At 68.2% G+C, this 17555-nt stretch carries 13 protein-coding genes; 5 read left to right on the forward strand and 8 right to left on the reverse strand.

Annotated elements, in window-relative coordinates; translation table 11 throughout:
- The first annotated feature begins 91 nt into the window (after positions 1-91).
- Complete coding sequence (locus FZ983_RS25775; RefSeq protein WP_247883979.1) at positions 92-1693, forward strand: caspase family protein; 1602 nt, start codon at positions 92-94, stop codon at positions 1691-1693.
- A 40-nt stretch (positions 1694-1733) separates the two neighbouring features.
- Here the strand turns inward: FZ983_RS25775 and FZ983_RS25780 are convergent, their stop codons facing one another.
- The 6 genes from FZ983_RS25780 to FZ983_RS25805 form a co-directional block, all read right to left on the reverse strand.
- Positions 1734-3371 carry a GMC family oxidoreductase N-terminal domain-containing protein gene (locus FZ983_RS25780; RefSeq protein ID WP_149226793.1) on the reverse strand — a complete coding sequence of 546 codons (1638 nt, stop codon included), beginning with the start codon at positions 3369-3371 and terminating at the stop codon, positions 1734-1736.
- Between the two features lie 97 nt (positions 3372-3468).
- Positions 3469-4353 carry a DMT family transporter gene (locus tag FZ983_RS25785; RefSeq protein WP_149226795.1) on the reverse strand — a complete coding sequence of 295 codons (885 nt, stop codon included), beginning with the start codon at positions 4351-4353 and terminating at the stop codon, positions 3469-3471.
- A 21-nt stretch (positions 4354-4374) separates the two neighbouring features.
- Complete coding sequence (locus FZ983_RS25790) at positions 4375-6888, reverse strand: cation:proton antiporter (RefSeq protein WP_149226797.1); 2514 nt, start codon at positions 6886-6888, stop codon at positions 4375-4377.
- A 185-nt stretch (positions 6889-7073) separates the two neighbouring features.
- On the reverse strand, positions 7074-7901 hold the full coding sequence (locus FZ983_RS25795; RefSeq protein WP_247883980.1) for an ankyrin repeat domain-containing protein: 828 nt from the start codon (positions 7899-7901) through the stop codon (positions 7074-7076).
- Entirely contained in the window at positions 7882-9057 is a 1176-nt protein-coding gene (locus FZ983_RS25800; RefSeq protein WP_149226799.1) for a phospholipase, read from the reverse strand. Before FZ983_RS25800 ends, FZ983_RS25795 begins: the two co-directional genes overlap by 20 nt.
- 4 nt (positions 9058-9061) lie before the next feature.
- On the reverse strand, positions 9062-9412 hold the full coding sequence (locus FZ983_RS25805) for a hypothetical protein (protein WP_149226801.1): 351 nt from the start codon (positions 9410-9412) through the stop codon (positions 9062-9064).
- Between the two features lie 254 nt (positions 9413-9666).
- Here FZ983_RS25805 and FZ983_RS25810 point away from each other — a divergent pair, with 254 nt between their 5' ends.
- Positions 9667-10263, forward strand: coding sequence for an OmpA family protein (locus tag FZ983_RS25810; RefSeq protein WP_188092507.1), 597 nt, complete (start codon positions 9667-9669; stop codon positions 10261-10263).
- 30 nt (positions 10264-10293) lie between these two features.
- Here FZ983_RS25810 and FZ983_RS25815 read toward each other — a convergent pair whose 3' ends face one another.
- A complete protein-coding gene (locus tag FZ983_RS25815; RefSeq protein ID WP_149226805.1) occupies positions 10294-11208 on the reverse strand; it encodes a LysR substrate-binding domain-containing protein in 915 nt (304 codons plus the stop codon).
- Positions 11209-11449: 241 nt separating this feature from the next.
- Here FZ983_RS25815 and clpB point away from each other — a divergent pair, with 241 nt between their 5' ends.
- From clpB to FZ983_RS25830, 3 genes are all read left to right on the forward strand, one after another.
- Positions 11450-14134, forward strand: coding sequence for an ATP-dependent chaperone ClpB (gene clpB, locus FZ983_RS25820; protein WP_149226807.1), 2685 nt, complete (start codon positions 11450-11452; stop codon positions 14132-14134).
- Between the two features lie 249 nt (positions 14135-14383).
- Positions 14384-15583: a site-specific integrase gene (locus tag FZ983_RS25825; protein WP_149226809.1), complete on the forward strand. Its 1200-nt coding sequence runs from the start codon at positions 14384-14386 to the stop codon at positions 15581-15583.
- On the forward strand, positions 15580-16716 hold the full coding sequence (locus FZ983_RS25830; RefSeq protein WP_149226811.1) for a PDDEXK nuclease domain-containing protein: 1137 nt from the start codon (positions 15580-15582) through the stop codon (positions 16714-16716). Before FZ983_RS25825 ends, FZ983_RS25830 begins: the two co-directional genes overlap by 4 nt.
- Positions 16717-16761: 45 nt before the next feature.
- Here the strand turns inward: FZ983_RS25830 and FZ983_RS25835 are convergent, their stop codons facing one another.
- Positions 16762-17550: a hypothetical protein gene (locus tag FZ983_RS25835; RefSeq protein ID WP_003056223.1), complete on the reverse strand. Its 789-nt coding sequence runs from the start codon at positions 17548-17550 to the stop codon at positions 16762-16764.
- Between the last annotated feature and the right edge of the window lie 5 nt (positions 17551-17555).

Below are 17555 nucleotides of genomic sequence, written 5' to 3' on the forward strand. Positions count from 1 at the left end.
TTCCGTCTGTAGCCTTTGCGGCACGGATTTCCGGGAGAGGTATGATGTTCGGATTTTGGGGGCTATGATGTTCGGAATAATGCGACGCCGGATGGCAGCGAGGATTCTGGCCGGCCTGACGGCCGGTCTTGCCGCCGGGACGGTCGTGGCGGCGGCGAATCCGGCGCGGGCGGAAATCGCGGCGCTGGTAATCGGAATCGACCGCTACACTCGGATCAACCCGCTGCAGGGCGCCGTCAACGACGCGCGCGACATCAGCGCCGCGCTGAAGAGTCTCGGCGTCAAGAAGCTGCGCCTGTTCATCGACGGCGACGCTGAACGCAGCCGGATCATATCGGCGTGGCGGGAACTGATCGCCGAGACCTCCTCCGACTCGACACTGGTTCTGACCTTCGCCGGCCATGGAGCGCAGCAACCGGAACGTGTGCCCGGCAGCGAGGTTGACGGCATGGACGAGTTCCTGGTGCTGGCCGATTTCGCCCCGCGCGGTCCCGGCACCGCCCAGCGCCTGACCGACGACGAGATCGCCGTGCTGCTGAAGGAAGCCGCCCCGCGCCGGGTGATCTTCATCTCCGATTCCTGCCATTCCGGCACGATGACCCGCGGCTTCGACGACCGCGCCGGCATGCTGGGCACGCGGGCGGCGAAGATCGACGGCGCACCGGTCGACCGCATCGAGGACGACGCCCTGCCCCCGCCCACCCGCGCCGCCCTGCAGGCGGAGGCGGACGACCAGCCGCACGTCACCTTCTTCGCCGCGGTGGCGGAGCATGAACTGGCGCCCGAGGTGATGATCGACCGCAAGCCGCGCGGCGCGCTCAGCTGGGCCTTCGCCAACGCGCTGCGCGGACAGGCCGACCGCGACGGCGACGGCATCGTCACCAAGGGGGAGTTGGAGGCGCATATCCGCAGCGCCGTCCGCATGGCTCTGGAAGGCAAGCAGCATCCGCAGGTCCAGCCGCGCGGCCGTGGCGAGGTTCCGCTGATCGACCCGGTCGCCACCAAGCCGAAGCCGCCGTCCCTGCTGCCCGCTGCCGGGCCTATCCCGCTGCGCATCCTGGGCAAGCCGGCGGCGGTGAAGACTCTCGCCTCCGGACTTTCCGGCATCGAGATGGCCGGCAAGACCGATCCCGCCCTGGTCTGGGACAGCGCCACCGGCGAGGTGGTCAGCTCGATGGGCGACGTGCTGGCCAGCATCGCCGGCGACCCGATGTCCCCGGAAACCCGGCGGCGGGTGCAGGGGGTGGTCGACAAATGGTCGCTGGTGGTGCGGGTGAAGGCGGCGGCGCAGGACCGCCCGCTGGCCCTGGCGCTGGAGCCGGGCGACCGCAACTACCGCCAGGGCGAGACGGTCTCCCTCGACATCCGCGGCAACAGCGGGACCTATTTCACCCTGATCAACCTCGCGGCCGACGGGACGGTCAACTACCTCTACCCGCTGGCGGAACGCAGCGACCCGGCGCAAATCCCGAAGGGCGGTCCCTACCGGCTGGCCCTGACGGTGGAGCCGCCATTCGGCGCCGACCATTTCCTCGCCATAGCCTCGCCCAAGCCGATGGCGGCGCTGCAGAGGGACCTCGCCGCACTCGACGGCAAGCCGGCCGCCGGGGAGGTCGCCACCCTGCTGACCAAGCACCTCACCGGCCAGCCGGTGGAGTTCGGCATCCACGGCGTCTACAGCACGGGGCGATGATTGCATCGCCCTCTCTCCCCTGGGGAGAGGGCTTGCTTTGCTACCCCCGCAACGCCGCGCGGCGGTCCGCACGCATCAGGGCGGCGCCGCGCTCGGCGATCATCACCGTCGGCGTGTTGGTGTTGCCAGAGGTCAGGGTCGGCATCACCGAGGCGTCGATCACCCGCAACCCGCGCACCCCGCGCACCCGCATCTCGGCATCGGTCACGGCGGTGGCGTCGTCCCTGCCGCCCATCCGGCAGGTGCCGACGGGATGGAAGATGGTGGTGCCGATGTCGCCCGCCGCATTCGCCAACTCCTCCTCGGTCTGAAAGCTTGGGCCGGGCTTGTATTCCTGCGGATGATAGGGGGCGAGCGCCGGCTGCGCGACGATGCGGCGGGTCAGCGCCAGCGCCTTTGCCGCCTTCGCCCGGTCGGCCGGGTCGGACAGGTAGCAGGGGGCGATGGCCGGATTCTCGCGGTGATCGGCCGAGGTGATGCGGGTCCAGCCGCGCGAGGCCGGGCGCAGGTCGCAGACGCTGGCGGTGAAGGCCGGGAAACCGTGCAGCGGATCGCCGAACTTCTCCAGCGACAGCGGCTGCACATGGTATTCCAGATCGGCCGTCTCCATCTCCGCCGAGGATTTGGCGAAGACGCCGAGCTGGCTGGGCGCCATGGTCAGCGGCCCCTTGCGGAACAGCGCGTATTCCAGCCCCATCATCGCCTTGCCGAACAGGCTGCCCGCCCGCTTGTTCAGCGTCAGCACCCCATCGACCTTGTAGATCATACGCAGCTGCAGATGGTCCTGCAGGTTGGCGCCGACGTCCGGCGCGTCCAGCACCACCGGAATGCCGAGCGACTTCAGGTGCTCCGCCGGGCCGATGCCGGAACGCTGGAGGATCGCCGGGCTGCCGATGGAACCGGCGGCCAGCACCGTCTCGATCCTGGAGGTCGCCCGCGCCGCCTCCCCCTTCACGGTGAAGCGGACGCCGGTAACGCGGCCGTCGGCGATCTCCACCTTGTCGATGGCCGCCTCGATGGCGAGCTTCAGGTTCGGCCGGTCGAGCGCCGGGCGCAGGAAGGCCTTGGCCGCGCTCCAGCGGATGCCGCCCTTCTGGTTCACCTCGAAGCTGCCGACCCCGAAATTGTCGCCGCGGTTGAAGTCGTCGGAGCGCGGGATGCCGGCCTGATGCGCCGCCTCGGCGAAGCGGTCCAGCAGGTCCCAGCGCAGCCGCTGCCGCTCCACCCGCCATTCGCCGCCGACGCCGTGCATCTCGTCAGCGCCGCGCCAGTAATCCTCGCTGCCCTTGAAGACCGGCAGGACCTCCTTCCAGCTCCAGCGGCTGTCGCCGGTGATCGCGGCCCATTCGTCGTAATCGCGCGCCTGCCCGCGCATGGCGATCATGCCGTTGATCGACGAACAGCCTCCCAGCACCTTGCCGCGGGCATAGTGGATGCTGCGGCCGTTCAGCCCGGCCTCCGCCTCCGTCTTGAAGCACCAGTCGGTGCGCGGGTTGCCGATGCAGAACAGGTAGCCGGCGGGGATGTGCAGCCACACCCAGCTGTCCTTGCCGCCCGCCTCCAGCAGCAGGACCGAGACGTCCGGATCGGCCGACAGCCGGTTGGCCAGCACGCAGCCGGCCGTACCGCCGCCAGCGATGATGTAGTCGAAGCTGCCGAAATCGAGCACGTCCGCCATCGCTTCCCTCCCGGGGGATTTATCGATTTGTCAGACATATTAGATTGCTGACCCACCGAACGATCCAGCGAAATTTTGCCCTGCCCGGCGCTTTCGCTCACTTCCGGTTCACCAGCGCGACGCCGCAGACCGCCACCGCCATGCCGGCCAGCGCCGCGACGCCCAGTTTCTCGCCGAACAGGATCCAGGCGACCAGCGCGGTGACAGGCGGGGTCAGGTAGAACAGGCTGGCGACCTTGGCCGCGGCCCCGCGGCGGATCAGGGCGAACAGCAGGAAGATGGCGCCGACCGACAGCACGAAGCTGAGCCACAGCAGGGCGAACAGGAACTCCCCCGTCCATTGCACCTGCATGGTTTCGGTCAGTGGCGCGGCGACGGCCAGCACCAGCGCGGTGGCGGCATACTGGATCGCGGTGCCGCTGCGCAGGTCCATCCCGCCACCGTGGCGCTTCTGGTAGAGCGTGCCCAGCGTGATGCCGACCAGCGCCGCGACGGCATAGCCGATGCCGATCAGATGCTCCGCATCGACCGACAGCTTCTCCCGCACCACCAGCCCGACGCCGGCGAGGCCCAGCAGCAGACCGGCCCATTGCCGGCCGCTCACCCGTTCGCCCAGCAGCGGGCCGGACAGCGCGGCGGTCAGCAGCGGCTGGATGCCGACGACCAGCGCCGTGACGCCGGCCGGCAACCCGTGGGCGATGGCGAGGAAGACGCCGCTGAGATAGACGCCGTGCACCAGCAGACCGGCCAGCGCGATCCGCCCGGCCGTCGCCCAGTCCTTCGGCCAGGGTGCGCGGCTCGCCAGCGCCACCAGCGCCAGCACGACCGCGACCAGCCCCAGCCGGATCAGCAGGAAGGTCAGCGGCTCCGCATAGGGAAGCCCGTATTTCGCCCCGATGAAGCCGGTGCTCCACAGCAGCACGAAAAGACCCGGCATCAGGCGCAGCCAGGTCTGGCCGCCGCCCGTCGCGGTCTCGCCCATGAAAAAATCCCTTCCCTGCGGTCAGCTCACCGCCGGGACGGCCGGGGCCGACTGGGTCGGTTGCCGGCGCGCCTCGGCGACCGCCTGGATGTGGGATCGCAGATCCGCGTCCTTCTGCACCAGCCGGCGGAAATCCTTCTCATCCAACACCAGCAATTGGCAATAGCCGAGCGCCCGCACGTCTGCATTGCGCCGCTGACGGGTCAGAAGCGCCATCTCGCCGAAGAAGTCGCCGGTACCCAGCTTCACCGGCTCCGCCAGATTGGGCACCAGCACCTCGACCGCGCCGGACGCGATGAAGAACATGGCGTCGCCGCGCTCGCCCTTGCGCACGATGGTCTCGCCCGGCAGGGCCAGCTGCGCCCGAAGCAGCGTGGCGATGGTCGTCACCCGCTCCGCCGGCAGGCCGGCGAACAGCGGCACCCGGCGCACCAACTCCGCCACGTCGAAGCGGACATCCAGCTTCGGCAGGCGCTCCAGCACCCGGCGCCGCTGCTCCAGGTCGCGCTCCAGGTCGGTCAGCACCTCCTGGCTGATGATCGATTCGGCGTAGAGGGTCCGATAATCGGCATGCTCCAGCCGCAGGGCGGCGCGGCCGACGTAGCGGCTCTGCAGCACCACGGCATAGTCGGGATACTGCAGCTTCAGGGCCGACAGCGCCTGCTCGACGATGCCAAGCCGTCCGACCAGCATGCCTTCCAGCTCGAACGCCACCTCCTGCCCCAGCACGCGGGCCAGCCGGTCGCGGGTGAAGGCCAGCAGTTCGCGCAGCACGGTGCGCACCGCGACCAGCACCTCGAACCGCATCGACAGGCGCCGGGCCAGCGGGCGATGGATGCCGAAGCGGCGCTGCAGCCAGCTGGCGCCCCGCATCCAGGGCGAGAAGGCGATGAAGGGCTCCTCGAAGGCGCGGTAGCCGTTGCGGCCCTGGGCCTTGACGGCGTCCAGCAGCCGGCCGCTGCGCCCGGCCAGCATCTCCATCACCGCGCGCGACACCACCCCTTCGGAGAAGTGGGCGTAATAGAGCTCTTCCTCGCGGTTCACCAGGATGACGAGGCCGATGGTGATGCGGTCCTCGTCGGTCAGCTTCGCCTCGTCCCGGCTGTCCTGGTCGATCTTCTTCAGCCGCTCCTCGTAGCGGGCGATCATCACGTCCTTGACGGCGCCGTCGACCTCATAGGTCTGGGCGACGGCGGCGACGCGGTCGCGGATGCTGTCGGTGGACAGCGCCAGCGCCCGGTTGCGCATGGCGCGCTCCACCGGCGTCAGTTCGTCCAGCTTCAGCACGCGGATCAGCCAGCGCAGCGTGGTGCCGTTGACGAACAGCGTGACGAAGACGAAGCCGGTGACCATCACCGCGACAAAGCTCTGAACACGGTCCGGCACGCGGAAATTCTCGGTCACCGCCAGCGCCAGCGTCAGCGACACCGCCCCGCGCAGGCCGCCCCACAGCATCACCGTCTTGTAGGAATTGCTGACCTTCTGCGCCAGCCCGGCCCAGGACAGAACCGGCAGCAGGCCGAACAGCACCACCGCCCGCGCGGCGAAGGCGGCTGCCACCACCACCAGGACCAGCCCGACCTCCGCCCAACCGGCATCGGCCATCAGCCGCGGCACCAGGATGGCGGTCAGCAGGAAGATCAGGGAGTTCGCCCAGAAGCCCAGCTGCTGCCAGACATGCTCCATGGCGCCCCAGGTGGCGGGGGAGATGCGGGTGCGCCCGACCGATCCGATGACTAGGGCCGACGCCACCACCGCCACCACGCCCGACGCCCCGACATAATGCTCCGCGATCACGTAGGACAGGTAGGCCAACGCCACCGTCAGCGTGATCTCCGCCATCGGCTGGTTGCGCATCGGCTCCACCAGCATGCAGACGATGCGGCCGCAGATATAGCCGGTGACGACGCCGCCGATGAAATCGCGCAGGAAATCCAACGCCGCCGCCCCCGCCCCGCCATGGGAGGTGCGCGTCAGCATCTCCAGCAGCAGGGTGAACAGGGCGATGGCCGCGGCGTCGTTCAGCAGGCTTTCGCCCTCGACCAGCGTGGTCAGCCGCCGTGGCGCGCCGAGATCGCGGAAGATGCCGATGACCGCCGCCGGATCGGTGGAGGCGACGATGGCCCCCAGCAGAAGGCAGGCGACCAGCCCAAGCGAGGTGAACAGGCTGACCGCATAGCCGACGGCAAAGGTACAGACGAAGACCGCCACCACCGCCATCAGCAGGATCGGCCCCAGATCGTCGAACAGCCGCCGCACATCGACCGCCAGCGCCGTTTCGAACAGCAGGATCGGCAGGAAGACGTGCAGCAGGATGTCGGACGAGACGTCCAGCTCGGCCAGCGAGTTCAGGAAGTCGTGGAACGGGTCCTTGCCCGGCCCGGCGAAGGTCTGGATCACCGCGCCCAGCGCCACGCCGACGCCCGCCAGCAGCACCGTGTAGGGCACCTGGAAGCGGGCGGCCAGCGGCGGCAGGAAGCTGACGAGGGCGAGAAGCCCGGCAACGCCGAGGACTTGGATGACGATGTCGTGCATGTTCCCACGGGGACGGCTGCGGCGTGGGCTGCACGGTATCGCCGCACTGTGGCCGGAGCAAGACCGGGAACCACGGAGTCCTGCGGCAAAAATGGTCCCTGACGGAGAGCCCCTTCTACTGGAACGCGGCGATGTGGTCCGCTGCAAAAGCCCCGCAAGGGGAGAAGGGCTTCTTAGCCCGAATCTCAGCGCGGCGGCGGTGCCGCGATGCCACGCGCCTGCAGGTACTGCCGGCAGCGCCGCTGCCAGTCCGAAAGCGGCGAGGACGGATCGAGGACGGCATGGAAGATGTAGTCGGCCGCCGAATCCTCCGACACCGGCGAGCGGTGCAGTGCGTCGGCGTTCCGACCCAGCAGATAGGCCACGACGTGGAACTGGTTCATGCGGGCCAGCACCAGCGTCACCGTGCTGCCGCTCTCGTCGGTTGCCTCGATGTCGGCACCGGCGTCCAGCAGGATGCGGACGGCATCGGCGTTGCGGCGCAGGCCGGCATTGACCAGCACCGGCTCGCCGATGGCATTGCGGGCGTTGGGATCGCCGCCGAAGGCAAGCAGCAGGCGCAGCCAGTCGGTATCGGTGCCCGACGCCACCATGGTGAGCGCCGATTCCCCGTCGCGGGCGCGACGGTTGGGATCGGCCCCGGCCTCCAGCAGGGCCTTGGCCCCCGCCTTGCTGTTGTTGGCGATGGCGAACAGCAGCGGCGTCATCCCCTCCGTTCCGCCCGCATTCGGATCGGCGCCCGCGGCGACGAGCTGGCGCACGGCAGCGGCGTCCCCCCGTCCGGCGGCGTCGGCCAGCCTTGCCGTGGCGGCATCGGGGAAGAAGTGGCTGGCGGGCGGCAGAGCGGCCATGGCGGACCTCGCGGCAAGAAGTGTGGGAAGTGGCGTCCAGCCGGCTGCGGCCAGCGCCACCAGGATCAACAGCCGGCGGAGAAAGGCAATGCCGGGCTTGTGGCCGGATTTGGGGCCGGGCTTGGGGCGCGTTGCGGCGCCCTCACCGGTGCAGGGCGGCACGCAGCTGGCCCTCGTCCGCGCGCTTCTGCTTTTCCAGCGCGTTGATCGGATAGGCCATGCCGTGCTTGGTGACGGAATCGGCGGCGACGCCCTTGACATACTCCATGCCCTTCTTGCCGGCAGCGGCACCCTGGAAGGCGTTGCCGTGCTCGTCGACCGCCTCGAGCGGCACATTCTTGCCGATGCTGGTCGGCATCGGCCCGACCGCGTTCTGCGCGGTGGTCAGCACCTCGCCGGCGACCTGATAGTTGGTGACCTTGCCGGCATTGGCGCGGGACTTGCCGAAGGCGGCGACCGTATCATCCTTCAGGCCGGCCGTGTTGAAGGTGGTGCAGGGCACGTCGGCCACCACCGCACCCGCGGTCGCCAGCCCGCCGCCCAGCGAATGGCCCGCCATCTCCAACCGCGGCCCGACCTTGCTCTTGACCTTCTGCGCCGCCTGGATCGCCCGCTCGTAATAGTCGGAGCGCAGGCCGATGCCCTGCTGCAGGTTGTTGATCCAATCCTCCTTGGCGGTGAAGGTGGTTCCCTTCGGCACCAGAACGACCTGCGGCGGGGAGCCGAACACCTTGGGGTCCGCCACATACAGCTCCGCCCGGAAGCCCGAGGCGGTGCCGGGGTTCAGGTCGCTGGGGACCAGGCCGTATTTGCGCAGCTCCGCCGGGTCGTCGCTCAGCCGGGTCCAGCCCGGCGGCGGGGTCTTCGGCGAATCCGGGCCGTTCTCGTGGTGATAGACGTCGGCGGCCAGCCTTGCGCGCTCCACCGCCTTGTTGTCGCGGGCGAAGCGTTCCGTCACCTCCGGCAGGACCTTCTTCTCGCGCGCCTCGTTGATCAGCGCCTGCCGTTCGGCGACGCGTTTCGCCTTGGCGTCGATCTCCGCCTGGGAACAGGGGATGGTCGGGTTCTTGGCGGGGACCGGGGCGTTCCGGCGGAAATGATTGGCGAGATCGTCGGTCAGCGTCTGGCCGGCGGCCTTGGCGCCGCGCTTGGCCGCTCCGCTGAAGTCGCCCTCCATCACCGCCGCCCCGGTCTCCTTCAGGCCGGCCTTGACGGTGTCGGTTGCCATACGGCTGCCGGTGCGCAGGGTCTGGTAGGTCGCCTTGGCCTTCGCCGTGGCGCTTTCGGCCATGTCGGTCAGCGTGGACAGGATCGCCATGGCGTCAGTCCCGCTGCGACAGGGCGGCGATCATGGCGTCCACCCACTCGGTCAGCCACTCCGCCTTCCGGTCGGCGGTCATCGCCGGATCGGCCAGCACCTCGCGCGCCGCCGGGCTGTCTTCATCGAAGCGGTCGCCGGCCAGCGCCGCGGTGACGATGTAGCAGGCGGCCTGCCAACGTGTGGTCAGGCCATGGCCCTCGGCCCGCGCCAGCTGGTCCCGTCCGAATGCGAGGAAGCGGTCGGCCGGCACCGGATCGGCGTCCGGAAAGCGGTCGGCGAGATAGCGGTGCACCGCGCGGATCAGATCCTCTTCCCCCAGCCGGTCCATCTGGGCCTGCGACAGAACGAACACGGTGCACCCCGATCGATTGCGTTATCAGGGTATGATAGAGGCGCAATTATTGACAGAGAAGCGGCAACGCCGGGTTTCCATGGCTGAGTTGGCCCGGGAGAGTACAACTCCGCCGTCAGGTCCTGGAACCGGGACACGCGGTCGATTACCATGGCTCTGGCTTTGCCCGAATCGGAGACAGCCGACGTGAGGATGGGGACGTGAGAATGGGAATGGTCAGGGGCTTACGGCCGGCGTTTGCCGGATTGGCGCTGTTGCTGGCATTCGGCGGCGTGGCTGCGGCCACCGAACCGACCGCCGCCCCCACCACGACGGAGGACTTCATCCGGGCCCTGCGGCCGGACACCCCCGCGGCCAACGGGAAGCCCGACGAGAAGCCCGACGAGAAGCCCAGGACCCGCGGCCTCGCGCTCGGCACTGGTGGCGCTGGCGAAGCGGCAGCACCCCCACCCGCACCCCCGCCGGCATCGGCGCCCGCCACCACCGCTGCCGCGAAGCCGAAGGCCGCACCCAGGATCAGCTTCCAGGTGGAGTTCGCCTTCAACTCGGCGGAGCTGACGCCCAAGGCAACCGGTATCCTCGACGAGCTGGGCCGCGCCCTGACCTCGCCGGACCTCGCCGCCTACCGCTTCCAGCTGACCGGCCACACCGACGGCGTCGGAAATCCGGATTACAACCTCGCCTTGTCGAAGCGGCGGGCTGCCTCGGTGCGCGATTACCTGACCCGGAGTTTCGCCGTGTCGCCCAACCGGCTGGTGGCGATCGGTCGCGGATCGCAGCAACTGCTCGATCCCGCCAACCCCGCCAGCGACACCAACCGCCGGGTCGAGATCGTCAATCTCGGCTCCTGACCACCGTCAACCCGACAGGGCGACGGCGGCTCAGCGCCAGCCGCCGTCCCGCGTCAGCCCGGCCAGGATGTCGCGCAGGATGGCATGCGCCGCGCGGGCGGCGACCGGCATCGGCCGGCCGGCGGCATGGGCCAGCAGGATGGTACGGTCGATCTGCGGATCGACGATGGGCAGGCCGGTCAGGCGCTCCGCCACCGCGCCATAGCGCGCCACCCGCTCCGACAGCACGGTATAGCCGCAGCCTTCCGCCACCAGCGCCTTGATCTGTTCCAGCGCGTCGATCTCCATGGCGATGGTGACGCGGGCGCGGGCCAGCAATGCTGCGTGCTCCACCTCCTCGCGTACGCCGTGGGGGCGGCCGGGCAGGATCAGCGGCAGGGCCAGCGCCTCGGCGAAGGGGATCGACTTGCGGCCCCGCAGCAGCGGGTCGTCCGCCGGTCCGACCAGATGCAGGCTTTCCCGCGCCACCAGCTCCGTCTCCAGCCCGCCCATCTCCTCGGCGCCGAACACCAGAGCCAGATCGAGCTGCCCCGACAGCACCCATTCCCGCATATGGCCGGACAGCCCTTCCACCACCCGCAGCCGGATCTGCGGATGGTCGCGGCGCACTGCCAGCGCCAGCGGCACGGTCAGCACCGGTCCCAGCGATGTCGGAATACCGACCGTGGCCGGACCGGCGGGGACGGCCTCCACCGCGCGCACCTCGTCGCGCAGCCCGTCCATCGACTCGATCAGCGCCGCCGCCCGCTGCGCCAGCCGCCGCCCGCTTTCGGTCGGCACCACGCCGCGCGCCGTGCGCAGGACCAGCTGGCAGCCGAAATCCTCCTCCATCCGCTTCAGATGCAGGCTGAGCGCCGGCTGCGCCACCCGCAGCGCCTCCGCCGCGCGGGAGATCGAGCCATGCTCCACGATGCCCAGGAAATAACGAAGCTGCCGCACGTCCATGCCGCCGGAACCCTTGCCGCCGATAACGCAGTGATATGAAGGGGACGGCTGGCATCGCGTGTCAATATGGCTTTGGCTTCTGTCCGCTGTCGCGTGTTCCGCTCAAGAGCCCCCTCTTGATCGCCGCAAATCCGTTAACCATTTACCCATCAGGCGCCGGGCGGTCGCGCATTTTGCGGACCGCGGGGGCGCCGTTCCGCGCCGGATGACTGGGCGGAAGACCTTGGAAACGGAGTGCCGGATGGACTTCGGTCAATTCACCGATCGTGCGCGCAGCGTCATTCAGGCCGCGCAGATTGCCGCCCTTGCCGAGCGGCATCAACAGCTTCTCCCCGAACATCTGCTGAAGGCCCTGATCGACGAGGGCAGCGGCGTGGCGGCGCGTCTGGTGCGCGACACCGGCGGCGACCCCGATCTGCTGAAGTCCGCGACCGAGGAACAGCTGTCCCGCGCTCCGGTTCAGCCGGGCGCCAACGAAGGCCCGCAGCCGCTGTACATGTCGCCGGCGCTGGCCGCCGTGCTGCAGGGCGCCGTCGCCTCGGCGCGCAACGGCGGCGACCGCTTCGTCACCGCCGAACGCCTGCTGGAAAGCCTCGCCCGCCAAAGCGGCCCGCTGCGCGCGCTGTTCCGCCGCGCCGGCGTCGATGCCGACGCGCTGGCCGCCGCCGCCGATGCCCAGCGCAAGGACCATCCCGCCGATGCGGAGACCGAGACGACCGCCGGCGAGGCGCTGGCCCGCTACACCCGCGACCTGACCGAAGAGGCGCGGCAGGGCCGGCTCGACCCGGTCATCGGCCGTGACGACGAGATCCGCCGCACCATCCAGGTCCTGGCCCGCCGCACCAAGAACAACCCTGTCCTGATCGGCGAGCCCGGCGTCGGCAAGACCGCCGTGGTCGAAGGGCTGGCCCAGCGTCTGGCCTCCGGCGACGTGCCGGAAGGGCTGAAGGACCGGCGCGTGCTGGCGCTCGACCTCACCGCGCTGCTGGCCGGCGCCAAGTTCCGCGGCGAGTTCGAGGAGCGGCTGAAGTCGGTGCTGAGCGAGGTGCAGGAGGCCAATGGCCGCATCATCCTGTTCATCGACGAGCTGCACACCCTGATCGGCGCCGGCCGCACCGATGGGGCGATGGACGCCGCCAACATGCTGAAGCCCGCGCTGGCGCGTGGCGAGCTGCGCTGCGTCGGCGCCACCACGCCGGACGAGTACCGCAAATACATCGAGAAGGACGCCGCACTGGCCCGCCGCTTCCAGCCGGTGACGGTGGACGAGCCGACGGTGGACGACGCCGTGTCGATCCTGCGCGGCATCAAGGGTAAGTACGAGGTGCACCACGGCGTGCGCATCGCCGACGCGGCGGTGGTCGCGGCGGTCAGCCTGTCGGCGCGCTACATCGGCGACCGCCGGTTGCCCGACAAGGCCATCGACCTCGTCGACGAGGCGGCGAGCCGCCTGCGCATGGCCATCGACAGCAAGCCGGAGGCGCTCGACGCCGTCGACCGCCGCGTCGCCCAGCTGAAGATCGAGCGCGAGGCGCTGAAGGCAGAGCCCGACGCCGCGTCGCAGGAACGGCTGCACGTCCTCGAAGGCGAACTGGTCGAGGCGGAAGCCCGCCAGTCCTCGATGGAGGAGGAATGGCGCGCCTCGCAGTCCCGCCGCACCGAGGGCCGCCGCCTGAAGGAGGAGCTGGACCAGGCCCGCACCAGGCTGGAGCGCGCCCAGCGCGACGGCGACTGGGCCAAGGCCGGCGAGCTGGCCTATGGCGTTGTGCCCGACCTTGAGAAGCGCTTGGCCGAGGCCGAATCGCGCGCCAGCACGGAGCGTGACGAGGTGACGGCCAAGGACATCGGCGCCGTCGTCACCCGCTGGACCGGCATTCCGGTCGAACGGATGCTGGAGGGCGAACGCCAGCGGCTGAAGGGCATGGAGGACAAGCTGGCGGAACGCGTCGTCGGCCAGAAGGAGGCGGTGCGTGCGGTGTCCAAGGCGGTGCGGCGTGCCCGTGCCGGGCTGAAGGACCCCAGCCGCCCCACCGGCTCCTTCCTGTTCCTCGGCCCCACCGGCGTCGGCAAGACCGAGTTGGCCAAGGCACTGGCCGCCTTCCTGTTCGACGACGAGACGGCGATCACCCGCCTCGACATGTCGGAGTATATGGAAAAGCACGCGGTCAGCCGCATGATCGGCTCGCCGCCGGGCTATGTCGGCTATGACGACGGCGGCTCGCTGGCGGAGCGCATCCGGCGCCGGCCCTATCAGGTCGTGCTGCTGGACGAGGTGGAGAAGGCGCATCCCGACGTGCTGAACGTCCTGCTGCAGGCGCTCGACGACGGGCGGCTGACCGATGGGCAGGGCCGCACCGCCGATTTCCGTCACGCCATCCTCATCATGACCTCCAACCTGGGGGCCGAGGCGCTGAGCGCCCTGGGCGACGACGAGGACATGGCTGGCGCGACGGTGGAGGTGATGGACGCGGTGCGCAAGGCCTTCCGGCCGGAGTTCCTCAACCGGTTGGACGATGTCCTGATCTTCCGCCGGCTGGGCCGGGACCAGATGTCGCGCATCGTCGACATCCAGCTGGCCCGCGTCAACGAGCGGCTGGCCGAGCGCGGCGTCACCCTGGCGGCCGATGCAGCGGCCAAGCGGCGCTTGGGCGATCTGGGCTGGGATCCGGCCTTCGGTGCCCGTCCGTTGAAGCGCGCCATCCAGGGACTTGTCGAGGACCCGATCGCCGAGCGCCTGCTCGACGAGGAGGTGGAGGGCAAGACCACCATGACCCTGTCGGTGGTGGATGGCCGGCTGGCGCTGGACGGCGTGGTGGTCGAGGAGGACCGCGCGCACGGCTTCAAGGCACCGGAGCGTCCGCCGCTCGGCTTCGCCCTGCCGCCGGTGGCGAGTTCCACCGGTGGGCGGGAGGCGTCGGTCCACTGACCGGCCTCAAGCGATGAGGAAAAATCGTCGGTAACGGAAAGGCCCCGGTGCATCGCAACCGGGGCCTTTTTCATTTCACCATGACTCCAGCACCGAACTTTGCTGGACTACGCCGAAGCCCGATACAGCAGGTTTATCAATAACTTAGGCGAGTCCAACATATGCCGGTGCTTTCCGAAACCTGACCCGGCTTCCCCTCTGATGGCCCCTACATGGCTCTTGGGAATCGGGTCTTTCCGAGGAGTCATCGTGGCAAAACTCAAGCTCACCAAGTCCGCAGTCGATGCGGCACAACCCCAGGCGCAGGCCGTCGAACTCCGGGACACGCTGGTGCCCGGCTTCCTGTGCAAGGTTACACCAGCGGGCCGCAAGGTGTTCATGCTCCAGTACCGCACGAACGCTGGCGAGCGACGCAAGCCCGCCCTGGGCTTGTATGGGGAACTGACGGTCGAACAGGCCCGCTCGCTGGCCCAAGAATGGCTGGCCGAGGTTCGCCGAGGCGGCGACCCCAGCGCGGCCAAGGCCGCCGCCCGTTCAGCCCCCACGGTCAAGGAGCTGTGCACCAAGTTCATGGAGGACTACTCCAAGCAGCGCAACAAGCCCAGCACCCAGCGCGGGTATCAGGCCGTCATCGACCGCTGCATCGTTCCGATGCTGGGCCGTTTGAAGGTGCAGGACGTGAAGCGGCCGGACGTGGCCACAGCGATGAAGAAGATGGCCCACAAGCCCGCCGAGGCCAACCGTGCTTTCAGCGTGATGCGCAAGATGTTCAACCTGGCCGAGGTGTGGGGCCACCGGCCGGACGGCACCAACCCCTGCCGCCACGTCCCGATGTACCCCAACGGCAAGGCCACGCACCTCATCAGCGACGAGGACATGGGCAAGCTGTTTCGGCGACTGGAGCACATCGAGGCCGAGGGCCTGGAGAACTACGTCATCCCGCTGGCGATCCGCCTGCAATTCGAGTTCGCCGGCCGCCGCTCCGAAATCGTGACGCTCCAATGGGATTGGGTGGACCTGGACAACCGCCGTGTGATCTGGCCCGACAGCAAGACCGGCGGCATGTCCAAGCCCATGAGCGAGGTAGCCTATCGGCTGCTCGCGACGGCGCCGCGGCCGGAAGGCATTCCCTACGTGCTCCCGTCCCCGAGCCATCCGGGCAAGCATCTGACCACGGGCGAGTATTACAACGGCTGGAGCCGCGCCCTCAAGGCGGCGGGCGCCACGCACGTCGGCACGCACGGTATCCGCCACCGCTCGGCGACCGACATTGCCAACTCGGGCATCCCGGTCAAGGTCGGCATGGCGCTGACGGCGCACAAGACCGTGGCGATGTTCATGCGCTACGTCCATACCGAGGATGATCCCGTGCGAAAGGCCGCCGAACTGGTGGCGAACCGGCGCAAGACGATTACTGAGGCGCAACGTCCCGCAGAGGTAGCAGCATGACCAGGAAGACGCATGCGGCGGTGCTAGCCGCACCCGCTGCTTTGCCTGCCGGCTACGCCGGCATCCACAGCGGCATCGTGGATCTGCTTGACGCTGCGCGCCAGGCGGCGGCGCGCAGCGTCAATGCACTGATGACGGCGAGCTATTGGGAGATTGGTCGCCGCATCGTGGAGGCTGAGCAACAGGGCAAGCGGCGTGCGGGTTATGGTGAGCAGTTGATGGAGCGACTGTCCAGCGACCTCACACGGCAGTTCGGCCGCGGGTTCAGTCGCCAGAACCTGCAGCAGATGCGATCGTTCTTTCTGACCCGGCCAATTCGCCAGACAGTGTCTGGCAAATCTTCCCCGAAGCCCATGCGGCCGTGGCGGCTTGACGAGCTGGCACAGGTCTTCACGCTGCCTTGGTCGGCCTACGTGCGGCTGCTGTCGGTCAAGGACGAGCATGCGCGCCAGTTCTATGAAGCTGAGGCCCTGCGCGGCGGATGGAGCGTGCGCCAATTGGATCGGCAGATCGGCAGCCAGTTCTACGAGCGCACGGCGCTGTCGAAAAACAAGGCGGCGATGCTGGCCAAGGGCGCGGTGGCCAAGCCCGAAGATGCCGTCGCGCCCGGCGATGCCATCAAAGACCCCTATGTGCTGGAGTTCCTCGACCTCAAGGACGAGTATTCGGAGTCCGATCTGGAGGCCGCCTTGATCCGGCGGCTGGAAGACTTCCTGCTCGAATTGGGTGAAGGGTTCACCTTCATTGGACGGCAGCGGCGCTTGCGCATCGACCAGACCTGGTATCGGGTGGACTTGCTGCTGTTCCATCGCAAGTTACGCTGCCTGGTCATCATCGACCTGAAGCTGGGGAGTCTGACGCATGCGGACGTGGGCCAGATGCACATGTACTGCAACTATGCCAAGGAACACTGGGCCTATCCCGAGGAGAACCCGCCGGTGGGGCTGATTCTTTGTGCCGACAAGGGGCTCGCCCTGGCGCGGTATGCGCTGGAGGGCTTACCCACCAAGGTCATGGCGGCGAACTACCGGATGGTTCTGCCGGATACCGATGTGCTGCAAAAGGAACTGGAAAGCACGCGGCTCTTGCTGGAGTCTCGCGGAACGATTCGTCCCAAGACGTGGAAGCGGTAGACACACCTGCGGAGCTATACGCCTGTTTGGAGATTGGGCAGAACCTCAGTCTGTAGTCGGTTTTACGGCTTTCTTCCGTGAGGAGGAAGAAGGCAACGACGGCAAACATTCAAACAAACGTTCCGCATAGACGAATCCCATCCGCCTTACTGCGTCCTGATCGAAATACAGTAGCCATGCGGCAAGTAGCGCCAGCGAAATGAGCAATGTCAAGCCTGCGGCAAGCCCTGGATCGGCAAGGTGCACCAAGTCAAATTGGAGAGGTGCTACCTGCAAAATCTTTGCAATCAACAATCCGTAGACGACGCCCATGAGGCACGACAGGATACCGACAGGCTTCATCGCCAGCATGTTGCGATGAAATCCATAGGCGATGTTCTCTTTCAGCAAGAGCTGCTTGTTGGAACGCGTGAGTTCGCGAAGCCGCTTAGTGGCACCGATGTAGATGTCGTCTGCCTTGTCTGGGTTTGCTGATTCTTCTTCTGCCGTTGGCATGGCGATACCCAACTTGGCAGTGATCGCCGTGTGATAACGCTGCTTGCTGACACCATCAAGGAACTTGTCGCGGTGGCGTAGTGCGATGGTCGTGGGCATGCCACCCCATTTTGAGACCAGCATCTCTTCAAGTTTTTTACCACGTCCGCGCGCTACGCTCGCGAGTGCATAGATAGCGCCGCAGCCGCCCAGCAGGCCGATCACACCTGTAAGCACAGGGTGCCGAGCCCCGTAGACGCACAACAGCGGCACCAGCACGGGTAAGGCCACAAGAAGGCCAGGGATAACACGTGCCTTGCGCTCGTAGGGGTCTTTGACCAGTTCAAAAATTGTTGTCATGTGAA

The organism is Azospirillum sp. B21 (assembly GCF_008364825.1).
Taxonomy (GTDB): Bacteria; Pseudomonadota; Alphaproteobacteria; order Azospirillales; family Azospirillaceae; genus Azospirillum.

Bases quoted from the DNA above. Each gene is read 5' to 3' on its own strand.
- FZ983_RS25775 (WP_247883979.1), top strand. From the start codon at position 92: ATGGCAGCGAGGATTCTGGCCGGCCTGACGGCCGGTCTTGCCGCCGGG.
- FZ983_RS25780 (WP_149226793.1), bottom strand. From the start codon at position 3,371: ATGGCGGACGTGCTCGATTTCGGCAGCTTCGACTACATCATCGCTGGC.
- FZ983_RS25785 (WP_149226795.1), bottom strand. From the start codon at position 4,353: ATGGGCGAGACCGCGACGGGCGGCGGCCAGACCTGGCTGCGCCTGATG.
- FZ983_RS25790 (WP_149226797.1), bottom strand. From the start codon at position 6,888: ATGCACGACATCGTCATCCAAGTCCTCGGCGTTGCCGGGCTTCTCGCC.
- FZ983_RS25800 (WP_149226799.1), bottom strand. From the start codon at position 9,057: ATGGCGATCCTGTCCACGCTGACCGACATGGCCGAAAGCGCCACGGCG.
- FZ983_RS25815 (WP_149226805.1), bottom strand. From the start codon at position 11,208: ATGGACGTGCGGCAGCTTCGTTATTTCCTGGGCATCGTGGAGCATGGC.
- clpB (WP_149226807.1), top strand. From the start codon at position 11,450: ATGGACTTCGGTCAATTCACCGATCGTGCGCGCAGCGTCATTCAGGCC.
- FZ983_RS25830 (WP_149226811.1), top strand. From the start codon at position 15,580: ATGACCAGGAAGACGCATGCGGCGGTGCTAGCCGCACCCGCTGCTTTG.
- FZ983_RS25835 (WP_003056223.1), bottom strand. From the start codon at position 17,550: ATGACAACAATTTTTGAACTGGTCAAAGACCCCTACGAGCGCAAGGCA.